The sequence below is a fragment of the Eisenibacter elegans DSM 3317 genome, from assembly GCF_000430505.1.
Taxonomy (GTDB): domain Bacteria; phylum Bacteroidota; class Bacteroidia; order Cytophagales; family Microscillaceae; genus Eisenibacter; species Eisenibacter elegans.
The window spans coordinates 624221-641065 of sequence record NZ_KE387152.1 but is presented as its reverse complement, the minus strand read 5'-3'; the positions used below and the strand labels follow the sequence as shown (position 1 = coordinate 641065).

At 46.9% G+C, this 16845-nt stretch carries 12 protein-coding genes; 6 read left to right on the top strand and 6 right to left on the bottom strand.

All coding sequences use genetic code 11. The annotated features are described in order from the left end of the window. Window positions 1-314 precede the first annotated feature (314 nt). Window positions 315-929, top strand: a complete 615-nt coding sequence (locus tag G499_RS0113075) for a class I SAM-dependent methyltransferase (protein ID WP_035727372.1) — start codon at window positions 315-317, stop codon at window positions 927-929. A 25-nt stretch (window positions 930-954) separates the two neighbouring features. Here the strand turns inward: G499_RS0113075 and G499_RS0113070 are convergent, their stop codons facing one another. The 3 genes from G499_RS0113070 to G499_RS0113060 form a co-directional block, all read right to left on the bottom strand. Continuing rightward, window positions 955-2754, bottom strand: a complete 1800-nt coding sequence (locus tag G499_RS0113070; protein WP_027000317.1) for a DUF2779 domain-containing protein — start codon at window positions 2752-2754, stop codon at window positions 955-957. Window positions 2755-2794: 40 nt separating this feature from the next. Continuing rightward, on the bottom strand, window positions 2795-3532 hold the full coding sequence (locus G499_RS0113065; protein ID WP_154658446.1) for a tetratricopeptide repeat protein: 738 nt from the start codon (window positions 3530-3532) through the stop codon (window positions 2795-2797). Window positions 3533-3652: 120 nt separating this feature from the next. Then, a complete protein-coding gene (locus tag G499_RS0113060; protein ID WP_027000315.1) occupies window positions 3653-4639 on the bottom strand; it encodes a helix-turn-helix transcriptional regulator in 987 nt (328 codons plus the stop codon). A gap of 268 nt (window positions 4640-4907) precedes the next feature. Between G499_RS0113060 and G499_RS19985 the strand changes: the two genes are divergently transcribed. Then, window positions 4908-7460 (top strand): DUF5686 and carboxypeptidase-like regulatory domain-containing protein, encoded by a 2553-nt coding sequence (locus tag G499_RS19985; protein WP_035727370.1) that lies wholly within the window; start codon window positions 4908-4910, stop codon window positions 7458-7460. 289 nt (window positions 7461-7749) lie between these two features. Here G499_RS19985 and G499_RS0113050 read toward each other — a convergent pair whose 3' ends face one another. From G499_RS0113050 to G499_RS0113040, 3 genes are all read right to left on the bottom strand, one after another. Further along, window positions 7750-9816, bottom strand: a complete 2067-nt coding sequence (locus tag G499_RS0113050) for an ATP-binding protein (RefSeq protein ID WP_161627750.1) — start codon at window positions 9814-9816, stop codon at window positions 7750-7752. A 738-nt stretch (window positions 9817-10554) separates the two neighbouring features. Then, window positions 10555-11064 (bottom strand): hypothetical protein, encoded by a 510-nt coding sequence (locus G499_RS0113045; RefSeq protein ID WP_027000313.1) that lies wholly within the window; start codon window positions 11062-11064, stop codon window positions 10555-10557. Between the two features lie 294 nt (window positions 11065-11358). After that, window positions 11359-11751: a hypothetical protein gene (locus G499_RS0113040; protein WP_027000312.1), complete on the bottom strand. Its 393-nt coding sequence runs from the start codon at window positions 11749-11751 to the stop codon at window positions 11359-11361. A gap of 186 nt (window positions 11752-11937) precedes the next feature. Here G499_RS0113040 and uvrA point away from each other — a divergent pair, with 186 nt between their 5' ends. From uvrA to G499_RS0113020, 4 genes are all read left to right on the top strand, one after another. Further along, a complete protein-coding gene (uvrA, locus tag G499_RS0113035) occupies window positions 11938-14823 on the top strand; it encodes an excinuclease ABC subunit UvrA (protein WP_027000311.1) in 2886 nt (961 codons plus the stop codon). Between the two features lie 205 nt (window positions 14824-15028). Next, the gene (locus tag G499_RS22545) at window positions 15029-15295 is read left to right on the top strand and encodes an HPP family protein (protein WP_425387253.1); all 267 of its coding nucleotides are present in this window, start codon (window positions 15029-15031) and stop codon (window positions 15293-15295) included. 73 nt (window positions 15296-15368) lie between these two features. After that, on the top strand, window positions 15369-15893 hold the full coding sequence (locus tag G499_RS19975; RefSeq protein WP_281171872.1) for a pirin family protein: 525 nt from the start codon (window positions 15369-15371) through the stop codon (window positions 15891-15893). Between the two features lie 313 nt (window positions 15894-16206). Further along, the gene (locus G499_RS0113020) at window positions 16207-16590 is read left to right on the top strand and encodes a DUF1987 domain-containing protein (RefSeq protein ID WP_027000310.1); all 384 of its coding nucleotides are present in this window, start codon (window positions 16207-16209) and stop codon (window positions 16588-16590) included. Window positions 16591-16845: the final 255 nt, after the last annotated feature.

Here is a 16845-nt window from a genome sequence, read left to right as displayed (position 1 = left end):
TATAGGTCAAGGCTCATTTTATCCCCAAATAAAATAGTTGCTCTTATTCAACACTAACCCACACAAGAACCGTCGATTAGATATCTAGCCCAAAATGAACAAACGCTTGGCTTTATGGGTTTATCAATAAGAGCACGGTATTTTTAATTATTGACTACTAATTACACACGCAAAAAATTGCACTTAATAAAATTTTATAAATTTGCCTTTGTTAATTTATTTGATATTTTTTATGATTATATCGAAGTCATACTATTAGCTAAACCAGCTCAAAGGCCATAGCCTTTAACGCAAATACACTAAAAAAACAGATTATGACTTTTGAAAAAAAATCTTATCACGACTATGTTATCAAAGACGGTAAGTTCATTGGACAGTTTGATGAAATGTACACAGCCTTTTCAGATCCTTGGCGGCAATCTGAGCAGCCCAATAGGTTTTCTCGTTCGGCAGGGATTACACATCTAAAAGAGCAAAATATCCGCTCTGTATTGGAGTGTGGCTGTGGGTTAGGGTATTATGCTGACTGGATACATCAGGCTACTGGTATTGTTCCCAAAAGTGTGGATATTTCGCAGGTAGCCATCGAAAAAGCCAGAATACTTTTCCCTCACCTTGATTTTGAAGTTGCAGATATTGCTAAGGACTTGGATAAGTACACCGCCTATGATTGCGTGTTGTTTTCTGAAATTATGTGGTATATTTTAGATGATTTAGAATCGATACTGCAAACTCTTTCTTCGAAATTTAAGGGTAAATACCTTCTGATTAATCAAGTTTTTTACAAAGGAACACAGCAATACGGGACTGAGTACTTCACGAATATGAACGAGTTGATTGCCTACATCCCTTTTACGCTTGTAGGGCACTGTGAGGCTAAACTGACCCAAGACAGCACTATCGAAACGGCTGTGATGTTTAAAATATAACGTGCTCACTTGTGGTGCTTGGGTATCAAGCCCACTGCGTCCAATGTTGCCAAATAATCCACATAGCGAGGGTGTCTAGCTTACAATACCGTAGTAAGGCTTGCACCCTTGCCTCTTTGTCGGGGCTGTCGTGGATGAACGAATAGTAAGACTGCATGGCATCAAGCCCTTGATTGATATTGATTTGGCGCCCATTATTGAGGTGGTGATTGATAGCCGGAAGTAGGTCATAAGGGTTGCGCAAGTGGCCTTGCTCGTCATAGGCCAAGAGCGAAAGCTGCGGCTCAAATTGTGCTAATGTTTGGGTAATGCGTGGGTCTTTGGTAGCGCGCAATACCGCCGGTAGCACTACCTTGATGCTGGTGCGGTTGTACATCAGTGGATGAAAATAGTGATTTTTGGCTATTTTCTCCATATCGAGCCAACGCTCTTCTTGATGCAGCAAGTTGTCGAGTTGTTCTATCCAGATAGCCTGTAAGTTTTGCTGCAAGGCTTGTTGGTGTATTTCTTTGAGTACTGTTTTTTCGTATGATGACCATATCAGGATAGTCCCCTCTTGCCCCAAACATTCGAGCAGACTTTGTGCAAACTCAAATCCGGGGAAGCTATCTGGTAGGCCAAGAAACCCTTTGTGTGTCAGGTGATTGTAATCAGGTTTATCAAGCTTATGGCAACTCCACTGAAATGGCACAGACGCATAGGGGCGATTGTGCGCAAAAAGTGGCAGAGCCGGTCTTAACACCTCAAAATCAATAAAATACAGCGGATATCTGACCTTTTGTATCACAGTAGCCAAGCTATCCGAAATCCATTCTTCTTGGCTCAGGGTATGTTTCCACTGTATGTAGGCGCGGCCACTGCGGTCGGTTTGTTGAAGCTCTTCGGCTGCTAGGTCTTGCAAATGGGTGCGGCCTTGTTCGAGCCATTTCTGCCAAGCCTTGCTACGCGAGGCATTATTGAGTCGCAGGACGGAGTGTAAGTCTTCTATATCAAACTTATCCCCCCAGCAAGTTTGTCTGCCGCTAAGCCCTGTTTTGGGGTGTGGTAGACTAAACTCACAATTGAGGCAGGCGTTTTCGAGCTTTGGGGGAATACAGGTTATTGGGTCGGTGCTCAGTGAGTTGAGCATATCGACGGCGGCGGCCTTTACAGTAGGCAGCCTTTTGGCTAAGGCCTGCTTTACGGGTACAAGCGCCAAAAACCGTGGCATTTGGGGTGTAAGCCAAGGCGCTATGGCTGCTTCATCTACACGCACTTCAATGTTTCTAAAGTTGCCGGTTTTGTCCCCTTCTGTTACTTCAAAACATTGCCTCAGGCCATCTTGTGGTGCTTTTACATCCTTATTTACCAAAAACAAATACGGGTCAATTTGGCTGTCGGGATAGGCCTCTTGTAGTACCCAATACTGAAAGCATAGGTCTTCGAGGTAACTCTCCAGTCCTTGCTGATGCAGGCTTTTATGGTGGGTATAACTTTTGGATTTGACTTCTATCAGCTCGAAATGTTGGCCGCGTTTTCGGAGGATATCGATGCGCACCCATTTGCCCTGACTGGCGATAGCGGCCTCAAAGATAGTTACCTCTTCGTGTGCGTCGAGCAGGGCTTTGGTTTGAGCCAATGCAGCCTCGTGGTTGTTGCCAGTATTGATTTCGATACCTTCAGGATAATACAAGGTGGCTAATTTCCCGACAACATAACCCTCGTTGGCCAGATTGAGCTGGGTAGGGTCTTCGGCCCTAGCACTAGGGTAAAACTGTTTACGGTAATACAACTTTGTAGGACAACTACGGGCTGTATTAAAATCAGTTTTTGAAAGATAGTTCATAGGCTTTTGCATCAGCAAGGGGGAGTGTGTCCTTGCTTACTCAAGGCGAGAGCGTGTCAATTTTTTCGCGTACATCTCGAAAGCTAGTATCTTCAAGATAAATTTGCTGGTAATAGTCTAGCGCTTTTTGCAGGCTTTCCTTACTTTGTTGCCCTTCATAAGCCGAAGCCAAGACATAGCGCAGCTCCTTGCTTAGGTTTTGGAAGTGGGGCAGTAGTTTTTCCAAGAAGTCAATCACTTTTGAGTAGTTTCCTTGTTTGATGTGGCTATTGGCATAAGCCAAAATCAGGGAGTTGTCACCATCGCGGGCTTCCTCTTCATACATGTGCGCCGGAAACTCGGCCAAGGTCTGGACTACCCGCCCATAGGCTTGGGCACGATAGAGCATAATGGCCTTATCTTTGACAATAGCGGCTACCGAGCGTTCGATGGCTGAGTCATAGAGCTTGATGGCTTCGTCTAGGTTTCCGATTTTGGAATGCGAATCGGCCAGCATTTGCAGGTTTTCATAGTCCAGCCCATCGCTACTGATATTGAACTTTGTAACCTCTTCAAAGAGTTTGCGATAATACAAATCACGGGAGGTTTCCTTACGTACTTCGAGCACTGGTGTTTCTTCGTGTACGACATACTGGTGTGTGTTTGGGGCAATGGGCGATGCCTGTTCCCGTGGTGGGAGATTGGCTTCGCTTGCTTCATTGGCCGTTTGGCGGCGCATCCACACGCCTCCGCCCCATAGCCCAAGGCCAAAGGAAAAAATACTGATGCCGATACTCAAAAGCCAATACATGTAGTTCAGTTCAATGCAGTTTGATAAGTGTAGGCTATATGCACAAACATAAAACCAATCTGTGCAAAAATAAGGTTTTTGTGCGAATTTTTTCCGACCAACGGTATTTTAACTTCGATAAAGGTTGGTAGCCTTATCCAAGATTTCGGCTATTCTTTCTCTCAAGCTATTGGGAGCCAGCACTTTGACGCTTTCTCCATAACTCAATATCTCTGCAATGAGTTCATAACTGGGTACAAGCCTCAGTTTTACTTCTAAGCCCCGCGCTGTTTGGCGGGTTTCTTGGGTAGGGTGCAGGGGTTGGTTTTCGATATATTTGCCCTGCAAAGGGGCAAAGCAGAGGAGGATGTCTTGGGGGGCTTGGTCGGCCAAGACAGTAATGCCGAGCGCATATTTGAAATATGCGTCTGCGTCGAAGCCTTCGAGGCGGAAATAGCGGTGTTCGGTTTGTGGCTCTAGGGCTTCTATCCGGTCGAGGGCAAATATGCGGATGCTTTCGCGCTGCTCATCATAGCCAATCACATACCACCGGTGTTTGTATTCTTTGAGCAAATAAGGGTGATGTAGGCGGGTTTGCGCCTCTTCCATCTCAAAAGAACGGTATTGCAAGCGCAAAGGATGCCGGGCTTCGATAGCCTGTGCTATCGGGCTAAGCCATTCGCTACCTTTATAAAAAGGTACTCGTTCAAACTGGATAAAATTGCTGTGTTGGTTGTCGGCTTTGAGCTTGAGCGCCTTGATGATTTTATCTACTGCCTCTTTAAAATCCTCAAAAACCGGCATTTCCTGAAACTGGCTCAAGGTACTTACCGCAAACTGCAAGGCCGAAATATCGCTGCTTTGTAAGGGCATTGTAGTCTGCATACTGAAGGGGTGTGTATAACAATAGCCCTTGTGGTAATGATCAAAGACGATGGGGGCATCAAAGTCGAGGCGCATATCTTGGATATCTTTCTTGATAGTCCGCTCTGAGAAAGTCGTGTCGAGGCGGCGCTCGCAAGCTTCGCGCAAAAACTGGAGGTCTGCTATCTTTTTGTAGTTCAGAATGTCATCTATGATACGATAACGAGCATAGGCGCTTTTGTTGACGGGCATAGGCAGTGGGTATGGCAAGGTAAAATCGCTTGAAGCAAAAGTACTCTTTTTTGCCGAATAATTTCTAGTTCTCTGCTTGCCCCTACAGGTTATCCAACAAATTGATGACCACACACGTAAGGCTGTTTTGAAAATAGTTCTTAACTTTTTGCCAAACAAAGGAGGGTTTCTTGTTATATTGCCTAAGTGTTCTATAGTTTTGCATTCCTTTATACACCTACTTGACCTCTTACACTCAACCATATCATTTTAGCAACAATACCGCGCTATGTATTCATCTTTTTATGTACTGGCTTTTGCTTGTATACGATGCTTTTGCTATGGCCTATGTTTGTGTAGCATTTTGGCCGTTTATGCAGAAGCATTACGCGCTCAAGGCTATCTTATTGAGGGCAAAGTAACTGATAGCGAAACAGGTGAGGGGATTCCCTTTGCCAATGTATACCTACCCCAAAACCGCAAAGGCACTACAACTGACTTTGATGGCAACTTCAGCATCCGTACAGACCAACTCGAAGACAGCCTTACGGCTTCTTATGTGGGCTACTATAAACGTAGCAAGCCCCTCCAACAAGGGCAGGCTCAGCAAACAGTGTTTTTTCAGCTTGAGCCCGAAAATCAAAGTCTCAACGAAATCGTCATTACAATGGGTGAAAACCCAGCCTGGGACATCATCCGCAAGGCTGTCAAAAACAAAAATACCAACGACCGCCGCTCACTCCAAAGCTATGCTTACGAAAGCTACAGCCGCGCACAACTCGATATCAACAACATCACTGAGCGCTTCGAAGGGCGGCGAGATATGCGCAGCATCATTCAGGCCATTGATAGTATCGGCTTCCTCAACGATGATGAGGGCAAACGCCTGGTGCCTATCTTCGTGTCCGAAACAGTCTCACGCTATTATCATAACCAAAACCCTGAAAAGCAAAAAGAAATCATCCTCAAAAATAAAACACAGGGTGTAGGTGTGCGCGAAGATGGGGTCTTGTCACAGCTGGTCGTCGGCTCTTTTCAAGACTATAACTTCTATCAAAACTGGATTCGGCTCGTCGAGAAAGAGTTTGTCTCGCCTATTGCTGATAGCTGGCGGTTGTATTATGAGTACTACCTGATTGATAGTAGCTTTATTGACCAACATTTTTGCTATCAGATAGAGCTAGAGCCCAAACGCCCACAAGATTTGGCTTTCCGTGGCACTATCTGGATAGATTCGGAGAGCTATGCGCTCAAACAACTGGATTTGTATATTCCTCGTGAGGCCAATATCAACTATGTCAACCAAATCAAAATCCAGCAAACAGCCATACAGACTCCTACAGGCGCTTGGCTGACCAACAAAAGCCGTATCATCATCGATGTGGCCGCGCTCAACCGCAAGGCCGCAGGCATACTGGCCAAGTTTTATCTCTCCAACCAAGCCCACGAAGTAAATCAAGAGTATCCGCTCTCTTTCTTCGACGAGCGCATTACCCGCGCCGACGATGCCTACCAAAGTGATGCGGCCTACTGGCAAACACACCGCCACGAGCCTCTTTCTGCCCGAGATTTACAGGTATTTGCCATGATTGACACCATCAAAAATGTACGGGTGGTCAAGTCTTATGTCGAAGTAATCGATATCCTGACCTCTGGCTACAAGACTGTCGGCAAAATAGATATTGGTAATTATCTCTACACCTATGCCTACAACACCTATGAGGGGCATCGGGTGCGTTTTGGGGCACGTACCAACGAAAGTCTCAGCAAACACATTGTCTTAGAAGGCTATGGCGCTTACGGTACCCTCGATCAACGTTGGAAATATGGGGGCGATATTCGCTGGATTATAGGCCGAAAACCTTGGACAGAAATCGGGCTGACACATCGCTTTGACATAGCGCAGATTGTTTTTGATGAGGATATCCTCAACGTCTCGATGCTTTTTAAAGCAGCGCTGTTCTGGGGAGATATGCGCAAACGACAGCCCTACTACCTCCGGCAAAGCCAAGCCTATATACAGCGAGACCTACTGCGAGGGTTTACACAGAAACTGAGTATACAACACCGGTATTTTGAAAGTATCGACAACCTAACACAGCTCAACTTCTTTAAAGACCCCCAAAGTTTTGACCCTGTCATAGAACAAGATTTTGAAGTAGCTGAACTGGTGGCCGAATGGCGCTATGCACCCAAAGAAGTACTTATCCGTGATGGTAACCGCCGCATCAGCCTAGGCACAAGGTTTCCAGTCTTTACTTTCCGATACCACTGGGGTGTACCCGGACTGCTGGGCAATAATTTTGAGTACCACAAGTTTTGGTTCAATATCAGCCAAAAGGTACGCCTAGGTACTCTGGGCGATGGTAAATATAGTTTTTCGGCCGGCTATACAGACTCCCCCCTGCCCTACCCGATGCTCTTCGTACAACTCGGAAACCCCTTCTCGCTATACAGCCAATCAGCTTTTGGGATGATGGGCTTTGCCGAATTTATTCAGGACCGTTATATCAGTTTTCATTATGAACACTACTTCAACGGGCTCATTACCAATCATATCCCGTTGATAAGGAAGCTCAAATGGCGTGCTTTTATGATGTTTGACGCGCTGTATGGGGGTATCAGTTCACAGAGTATCGCCCTCATTCCGGAGGCCAACCGACCTTTTGCGTTCACACAAGAAGGGCAGATGCAGATGGGCTTGCCCTATTTAGAACTAAACTATGGGCTGGAAAATATCTTTAAAGTACTGCGGGTACACGTGTTTCATCGCCTGACCTACCTCGACCGTCCTGCTGCTCAACCTTGGGGGCTCAAACTCTCTGCCCGCATTAGATTATAGTAGCGGATATTTTTGGTTTTTATTCGTGTATTAGTGGCCGATTTTTTGCCTCGGATGCACGAATATTTTTCCTGTGCCCCAGCCCTATACCCCCCACAGGCCATTGTATTAAAAAAGCCCCAGAGGGGCGTTCCGTCGGTAGACAATCAATACAGCATCACAAAAAGCTCCAGAGGAGCGATACCCTTAGCTTCTCTATGGTGTCGCAACTACCTTGCTAAAAAAGACCTGAAGGGGGTGATTAGAGAATCTTCTTTGGAAATAAGTGATTTATTTATTGGATAGCTCCTTATCCCTTGGTTTTCAGCGCCGGAGCGGGTCTGGGCTGTGTGCGCTGCTGTGCTTCTGGCTGAGGAAAATGCAACTCGAATCGGGTATACTGGTTCAATTGGCTGCTCAGTTTGATGCCTATACCGAGTTTTTCGGCACATTTGCGTACCACATATAGCCCTAGGCCGTTGCCTTGAGAATATTCGTGCCCCCGGAAATACATATCGTATACTTCGTCGTGGTGTATGACCGAAATACCACTGCCGTTATCTTCAATGCTCAACATTTCTATCCTGTCGTTGCTGTCAAGCCGGAAATCAATCAGAATTTCAGGGTTTTCGCGCTCAGTAGGCATAAACTGAATTGCATTCTCGATCAGGTTATAGAGGATATAGTGTAGGAGTGTGTCATTAGAAAACACCTTTGCCTTGCGGTCGATATCGTATTGTACTCGGATTTGCTTGCTTTCGATAAGGTCTGTAAACCCTTGCAGGATTTTTTTGATGTTTCGGCCTACTGGCACATACTCACAGCTCAGCTCTGCATCCCCTATATTGCTGACCATAATGAGTTTGAGTACCATTTTGTCCATTTGGTTGGAGGTATCTTCTACTTGTTTGAAAATCTCCAAGGCCTCCGGGTCTTTCAGTCTTAGGTGTGCCAAATTGGTCAATCCTTTGAGTGAGGTGATGGGCCTGAGCATATCGTGTGAGGCTCTGTAAAGGAACATATCCAGTTCTTTATTGACTCGCTGCCACTGTTGGGTGCGTTCATCGACCAGGCGCTCTAGGTTGTGGTTGATCTCGTTGATTTGGTCATGAGCCTGTTTGAGTGAGTCATTGGTTTGGCGCAGCTCTTCGGCCTGTGCCAACACTTCTTCGTGCTTTTCTTGCAGGAGTTGATGGATGCGGTTGCGGTCGCGTTGTGTTTTGAAAAGGAACAACAATGAAACAACAGCCACTGCCAGCAGCAGCGAAATCACTACAGCAACCAAGTATTGGCGTTGGATAGTACGGCGCTGTTGTTCTTGTTCCAAGCGCATCTGCTCAGCTTGTTTTTGATTCAGAAAATTAGAGCGATCCTGTAGCTGTAAGTCATAACGCAATTTGAGTTCCAACATCTGCATCGTACTTTGCTCTTGTAGCAAGGTATCACGCAGCACTGCGTAAGCTTCCAGTTTGGCAATGGCTTGTTCTGTACGTCCTTGTTTTTTGTATATCTGTGCTTGTTGCCAGTACACCTCTGCCAGCATTGGGCGTGTGTCGAGTTTTTGTGCCAGGGTATAAGCAGAGTCTATGTAGGCGGCGGCGATATTGAGCTGTTTGCGGGCTTCTCCAAGCTCCGAAAGTGCGATATAAAGCTCTACCAAGTCGCGCTCATTTTGGTATTGTTTGAAGACTACTAATGCCTGTAGCAAGTTTGTGGCGGCTTCCTCTACCAAGCCTTTACGTAGTTGTGCTTTGCCCTGATTGGCCTTAGAATAACACAACATCAGGGTATCTGTGGGACGAATCAGTTTTTGGGCTGACTCGTGATACTGTAGAGAGATGGTATACTGTCCTAGCTCATAGTGATTGACACCTAAGTTATTATAACACGACACAATCATCGCCGTATCTTGCGCTCTGATAGCCTCTTGGAGCACTCTAGAGAAGTGGCCGATGGCTTCGTGATGGCTGCCCATTGCCGTGTACAAGTTGCCGATATTTTTGCGCACCTGAGTTGCTAGGGTGCTGTTTTGCATCTTTTCGGCAAACTTCAAGCTAACCAGGTAATCTTCTAGGCTCAAGGCATATACGCCGAGCATCATATAATTGAAACCCCGCCAGAAGTGGGCCTCTGCTCTGGTATTGCTATCTAGTAGTGGGCGGGCTTGTAAGCTAAACAACTGGTTCGTCGCCTCAACGCCTTGTTTGGGGTTGATGCGTGGATACCGTTTGCCCAACTCTAGCCAAATAGGTAGGCGTTCTCGCAAGTTGTTCTTGGTTTCGAGTATGCCTAGCAGGCTGTCTATTTGTTGTTGAAACCGCAGCCTTTGGTAGGTCTGCGCCTGTGTGGCCTGCCAACACAGTAGCCACAGTGCCAAACCCAACACCCAACGTTTTGTGAGCCTAGCGCAACAATAATCAGCTAAATATGTCCGCAGTCTTGGATACATATTTGGGGAGGTGTCTTTCGAATGATGTTGATAGTTGGGGGGGGGTGATAATAGTATTGATTTCTTTGTGCTTAACTTTAACTATACGAAATGATTGCGCAAAAAGTTTATCAAATACCATTATGTCTCTAGACACACGGCAGGAACCGGCGGCTTTGCCTCTATTAACGAAAACGTAATAAAAACGTTTTATATCAATAAACCAAACCCTTGAAGTGGTTTATGGGACATCATCTGACAAGTTTTGGACATTTGATTCGCTCCTTAGACCAGTGCTCGTTTTGTGGGTACAAATCAACAAAAACAAACTATAAATGCCCTAGCAAGCATCTCGACGGTTCGTAAAATCAACAATAAAATACACAAAAGTACTTCGCAATAAAATTTTATAAATTCATCATTGTTTTGCCTGTCTTAGGCGTTGGTTGCTATTAGGTTGTCCTTACATCTGTGGGCTAAGTCTCATTTTACCCCCAAAAATGAGGTCTCAACTTGTCTTGGATCTGGAGGTCCGAGCTACTTTTCCAAAATGTCTAGGGGTGTGTCCTTACATAAAACAAACAGCACCACCGTTGCCAAATCAACGGCGATGCTGTCAAGTCAGGGCTTTGTGTGTTTCTTTTTATGCACAATAAAGCAGATTAGGCTCTGGTAGTAGTTTGGCGTTTATTTCTTTTTATAAATCCTCTTTTGTGTTTCTCCTTCTTTGACCAGCACCAGTTGCTCGTTGCTAAGCTCATCGATGGTGTATTTTACGGGGTCCTTTTCTTTGCCGGCGTTGCTGTCCCACTCTTTCAGCACAAGGGTTTTGTCATCGGGTTCTAGCTCCCACCAGCCTACTACAGAAAGAGAGAGCATTCCTTCGCCCACTTGCTTCTTGTACGAAAGCTTCATTGGGTCATTGCCATCTCGGCCTAGGGTAAGGGTCTCTGCGGCAAAGTCTGCCATTTTTCCTAAATCTCCTTGTAGTTGCACGTCGGATTTGATACCGGTCTGGCTTTCTGTGCTTTCTGAGCCTTTTTTCAGATTGGCATTTACATCATACTTCCAAGCATTTTTCATTAGCTTTTGGGCTTGGTCAGAAACTTTCAGCTCTTTTTTGCCACCGCAAGCTGTCAGAAGAGATAGAGACAGTACGGCCAGCGCCCAAGTGAGTGTGAAAAGTGGTTTTCTCATAGTAATGTTGTGTTAGTAGAGTGGGTAATCCTTAAACTGTATTGTTTTAAAAAGCAGACCCTACGTTGGTTTGCAAAATGTGTATATAGGCGTGGACCTTACAAAATAATTGTTTTGGCCTAGCACACACTTTCCACAAGCACACGAGCGTCTATCTTTCACAGAACACTAACGTAAAGTATTGTTTTTTGGATGAAATACAAGATAAAATATTAACAAATCTCTCTAAAACATCTTTTTTGCCACATATCAGTCAATCACACTCCGTTGTGTGCGCTGTGATTGCTGGCTGGTTCAGAACTGGTAGCCAACAAATAACCAAATATTATTTTCAAAAAAGTGTCTGTTGACAGTCGCATTGTTGAGTTGGGTTTTTTCGAGTGGCTGTATATAAAACCGAAACGGCACTGCGAATGTAAAGTAAAGTCCCTTTAATTTGAAAAGGTCTTGTTCTCTGTAGTTTAGCTCAAAACCAATAGTAGGCGATTGGTTTTGTACAGACTCTTTGCTGAGGGTATGTTGATAGTAGTCGTGATAATACCCGATGTTTAATCCTGCATTCAGGTTTCTGTATATGGGTATATCATAAAAAACTTCAAAGGCGACGAATTTACCCGATACTCCCCTTCCACTGACCACATTGGCAAAGCTACTCGACAGGTGTTGCTCTGTCAGCATTACATTCATATACAATTGTCATTACTGGCCAGCCCATCGTGCTTTAAAGTTCAGCCCTACGAAAGTACAAAAAAACAAACACCAAGCTATCTGCTATCTTTTTCTTTTGTCGAGCCTGTTTGCGGCTGCGGGGGATATGTCGTATTTTTGGCAATTCGTCCAAACATCGCTCGCCGTTGAGCGGTTTCTACCCACATGAAGAAAGTCATTGCCCCCAAGCCCTACCAACTAGAAACGCTCGACCCTCGCGAGCACATCATCATCAAGGGTGCTAAAGTAAACAATCTCCAAAATTTATCTGTGGCCATTGCCCGCGACAAGCTGGTGGTCATCACGGGTGTTTCGGGCTCGGGCAAGTCTTCCTTGGCTTTTGATACGCTCTTTGCCGAAGGCCAGCGGATGTATGTGGAGAGCCTGAGCGCGTATGCGCGGCAGTTTTTGGGCAAGATGGAAAAGCCCGAGGTAGAGTACATCAAGGGCATTGCCCCGGCCATCGCGGTAGAGCAAAAAGGCAACAGCCGCAACCCCCGCGCTACGGTGGGCACTACCACGGAGATTTATGACTACCTAAAGTTGCTCTTCTCGCGCATTGGCAAGACCTACTCGCCCATTTCGGGGCAGCTGGTACAGAAACACAGCGTGGCCGATGTGAGCGATTACCTACACTCTTTTGCTGAAGGGCAGCGATTTGTCATCCTTGCGCCACTCACCATCGGGGAAGGACGCAACCTAAGCGACGAGCTGAAGGTGGCTTTTCAGAAGGGCTTTTCGCGCCTCTGGCAAGGGGGGAGCCTGATTTTTATAGAAGAACTGCTGGAGCTGAAACCCAAGGACTTGCCCAAGGTCAAAGACCTCTACCTGCTCATAGACCGGGGCACTGTACAACACGAAAGTGAGGAAAACCGCTACCGCATCGGCGATTCGGTGCAGACAGCCTTCTACGAAGGGCACGGTACCTGTACCCTCCACCTACCCGACAACGACACCCTGACCCATTTTTCTGACCGCTTCGAGGCCGACGGCATCAGCTTTGAGACCCCCTCGGTCGCTTTTTTTAGCTTCAACAACCCCTACGGAGCCTGCAAAAAATGTGGAGGCTTTGGCAACCTGCTCGATATCGACGAAGACCTTGTCATTCCTGACAAGACCCTCTCGGTTTATGAAGGAGTGGTGGCACCATGGCGTACCGAAAAAATGGAAGCCTGGCAAAAAGCCTTCGTCCGTCAGGCACTTGCCCTTGATTTCCCCGTACACCGTTCTTACGAGCACCTCAACAAAGCCGAGCGGGAGCTACTCTGGAATGGAAATGGAAAGATAGAGGGCATCAACCAGTTTTTTGCCCACGTAGCCGAACAGGCTCACAAAATCCAGTACCGTGTGTTGCAGTCGCGCTACCGAGGGCGGGTGGCCTGCCCCGAATGTAGGGGGACACGCCTGCGCCAAGATGCGGGATATGTCAAAATCGCCGACCACTCCATCAGCGACTTGGTGCTGATGCCCGTTACGGAATTGATGACCTTTTTTGCCCAGCTCACCCTGCCCGAACACGAGCAGAAGGTCGCCCAGCGCCCACTCATCGAAATCCAAAACCGCCTCCACTACCTCGACAAAGTAGGGCTGGGCTACCTGACCCTCAACCGCCTTACCTCTTCGCTCTCTGGGGGCGAATACCAGCGCATCAAGCTCTCCACAGCCCTAGGCAGCGCCTTGGTAGGCTCTATGTATGTGCTCGATGAGCCCAGCATCGGGCTACACCCTCGCGATACGGCCAAGTTGGTAGAGGTGTTGTTAGAACTGCGGGACTTGGGCAATACCGTCATCGTGGTCGAACACGAAGAGGAGGTGATGCGTGCCGCTGACCAAATCATCGACATCGGGCCCGAAGCCGGCAGTCAAGGCGGGCAGCTGGTCTTGCAAGGCAATATCCAACAAGGGGCTTGGGAGCTGCTGGCCGGTACAGCACTCCACAGCAAGGCCAACGGCCAAAACGGCGCTCATAACCTCCAACTATCCCACACTTACCGCTTTTTGGAAGGGCTTGATAGCATTCCCCTCCCTGAGCAGCGGCGCTCGTGGAAGCAACGTATCACCCTAGAAGGCGCTACCGAAAACAACCTCAAAAACATTACGGTAGATTTTCCGCTAGGTGTGCTGACCGTGGTAACAGGCGTGAGTGGCTCGGGCAAATCAACCCTCATCACAGACCTGCTCTACCCGGCCCTACAAAAAAGCTTAGGCCAATACCACGATACCAAGGCCAAATACCGCCAACTCAGCGGCGACTGGAAGCAAATACAGTTTGTAGAATTTGTAGACCAAAACCCCGTGGGCAAATCCTCGCGCTCCAACCCAGCCACCTACACCAAGGCCTACGACCATATCCGGCAGCTCTTTGCCGACCAAACCCTGGCCAAACAACGCAGCTACGAAGCCGGGCACTTCTCCTTCAACTCCGACAAAGGGCGCTGCGACGCTTGCAAAGGCGATGGCTACCTCACCATTGAGATGCAGTTTATGGCCGACATCCGCCTGACCTGTGAAAGCTGCCAAGGAAAACGCTTCAAACGCGAAATACTCGACGTAACCTACCAAGGCCAAACCGTGGCCGATGTACTGGCTATGACCATCGACGACAGCCTGACTTTCTTCCAAGGGCAGCCCAAAATCACCAACCTCCTACAACCGCTGGCTACTGTAGGCCTGGGCTATGTGCGCTTGGGGCAGTCTACCGCCACCCTCTCGGGCGGAGAGGCGCAGCGCCTCAAGCTGGCCTCGTTTTTGGACCAAAGCACCGCCGACCGGGGGCGCACGCTCTTCATCTTTGATGAGCCTACAACCGGCCTACACTTTCACGACATCCGCAAGCTCCTCGGTGCGCTACAAGCCCTTGTAGACCAAGGACATACCGTCATCGTGATTGAACACAACACCGAAGTCATCAAGTCTGCCGACTGGATCATAGACCTAGGCCCCGATGGCGGCCACCAAGGGGGGCAGCTCTGCTTTGCAGGTACTCCCGAAGACCTCTGCCTACTCCCCAATAACCATACGGCTAGGTTCCTGAAGCCAAAGATTGATTGACAACTGGGGATTGACGAGTTACACGTCACTGGACATTTTTGGAAAAATAGTTCGGAGTTCCAGCTCTGAGACAAGCTGAGGCCTTATTTGGGGATAGAATAAATTTTAGCCCGTCGTGAGGCTTGGAAAATATCCAGTGGCGTAGACGAGTGGCGAATTTGGATTCTACTTCGTCAATCATAAATCCTTGGTATTGATTTGAATTATGGTAAAACATCGGTTAAAACGCGCTTACAGAGTTGGTAAATACGTTGCATACAAAGAAACACTTGTTGATTATCGCGAAAAGTTTTGGTCTTTTATAGGCGCGTTTTTCGGTGTAGGCATCATTGCCTTTATTCAAAGCATATACTTTTCTGAAAGCGATAACCTCTTTCTAATTGGGTCTTTTGGCGCAACTTGTGTGTTAATTTGCGGTGTGATTCAAAGCCCCCTTGCACAACCTAGAAAATATAGAAGTAACAAAAACTGAGATATTACATCCTTTCAGGGCATTTCATTAACAACCCCGAAGGGGCAAGATGTACCAACGATGGGTATAGCCCATTGGCCAATCTGAGCATTTCGACAGCGCGGGCAATCATGCTACTGTTCGGTCTGGCGGTATCCAGTGGATGAAAGCAGGAAATGGAATCATCCATGATGAAATAGCCAACCTGAATACTGAAACCAATAATCCGGCTATGCATGGATTCCAATTTTGGATCAACCTTCCTCCACATATCAAGGCCGAACAGCCCGAGTACATGGCTATCCAAGCCAATGAAGTTCCCCAACAACTATTACCCGACAACCGTAGCTGGGTCAAGGTTATTCTGAGTAACTATGAGCAGCTCCAATCTAGTATTCCGAACTACACCGCGCAGTTTCTGTATCATATCCATCTCGAAGCCGGCCAGCAGTTTGCCGTGCCTTTCTCTGAGAAAACAGAAGCAGGAGAGATTGAAGTCGCCAATATATCACAGGAGCCTATAGACCTTCTCCTCTTTGGCGGCGAACGCTATGATGAGCCCATTGTGGCTCAAGGCCCTTTTGTAATGAATACACAACACGAAATATCGCAAGCATAAAAATAAGACTTAGCCCACAGTTTTAACTAGAGATTTGGAACATATCCAGTGGCGTGAGCTTTCGGTTTTCTCTACCCCTATATACGCCTCTTTGGGTTGTGGCTATGTTCCACAGCCATGGGGGGAGGAAGCCCCACAGAAGTTGGTCAGTCTTTGCTAGTCAAAAAATTATGGGCTAAAGCTTGTCTAAAGCCTATTTTTTTCGGTAAATTGTTGTGCCAATGGTCGATTTGCACGAATCTTGTGGCTGTTGCTCGAGCCGTGAACCTGCGCATTTTGATGACTTATCCCCAAAATTTAACACATAGCCTTTATGGAAAACCTCTTTATCGAAGGATTTGAAGAGCGCCCCCGCATCGAATTTAACGCCCAAACCGGAGTACTCGAGATTTCTGAAAGCTCTTATCCCGAATACACCAAGGAAATTTATGCTCCTGTGATGAAGTGGCTCGATGAATATCTCAAAACCGAAGGGCACAATATCACCTTCAACTTCCGCCTCGACTATTTCAACACGAGTACCTCCTCGCGCTTTCAGAAAATCATTGAGAAGCTCAACAACTACTACAACAGTGGCAAAGGGCAAGTAACCATCAACTGGTATTATGAAGAAGATGATACCGATATGCTCGAGTATGGTGAAGACTATTCGCGTGAAGCGGATGTGCCTTTCAACTTGATTCCTTTTGAGCTGTAGGCTTTGCCGCCAAGTATTTGATTGAACCGCTGCCTTCGGCGGCGGTTTTTGTACTAGGAATTAAGGATTTGTTTTTCAAGAATTTTTAGGGGTTATATTTCCCCAAGCACTTTTGATTGGGTACACGCCACTAGACATTTTTCAACCCACACGGTTAAAACTGTGGGCTAAGTTTCATTTTACCCCAAAATAAGACCACAGCTTGTCTCGAAGCTGGAGCTCCGCACTGCTTTTCCAAAAATGTCCAATGGTGTG

Excerpts from the sequence above, each read along its gene's own strand:
- G499_RS0113060 (WP_027000315.1), bottom strand. The coding sequence starts at position 4,639 with ATGCCCGTCAACAAAAGCGCCTATGCTCGTTATCGTATCATAGATGAC.
- G499_RS0113075 (WP_035727372.1), top strand. The coding sequence starts at position 315 with ATGACTTTTGAAAAAAAATCTTATCACGACTATGTTATCAAAGACGGT.
- G499_RS0113020 (WP_027000310.1), top strand. The coding sequence starts at position 16,207 with ATGGAAAACCTCTTTATCGAAGGATTTGAAGAGCGCCCCCGCATCGAA.
- uvrA (WP_027000311.1), top strand. The coding sequence starts at position 11,938 with ATGAAGAAAGTCATTGCCCCCAAGCCCTACCAACTAGAAACGCTCGAC.
- G499_RS0113045 (WP_027000313.1), bottom strand. The coding sequence starts at position 11,064 with ATGAGAAAACCACTTTTCACACTCACTTGGGCGCTGGCCGTACTGTCT.
- G499_RS19985 (WP_035727370.1), top strand. The coding sequence starts at position 4,908 with ATGTATTCATCTTTTTATGTACTGGCTTTTGCTTGTATACGATGCTTT.
- G499_RS0113040 (WP_027000312.1), bottom strand. The coding sequence starts at position 11,751 with ATGAATGTAATGCTGACAGAGCAACACCTGTCGAGTAGCTTTGCCAAT.
- G499_RS0113070 (WP_027000317.1), bottom strand. The coding sequence starts at position 2,754 with ATGAACTATCTTTCAAAAACTGATTTTAATACAGCCCGTAGTTGTCCT.
- G499_RS22545 (WP_425387253.1), top strand. The coding sequence starts at position 15,029 with ATGGTAAAACATCGGTTAAAACGCGCTTACAGAGTTGGTAAATACGTT.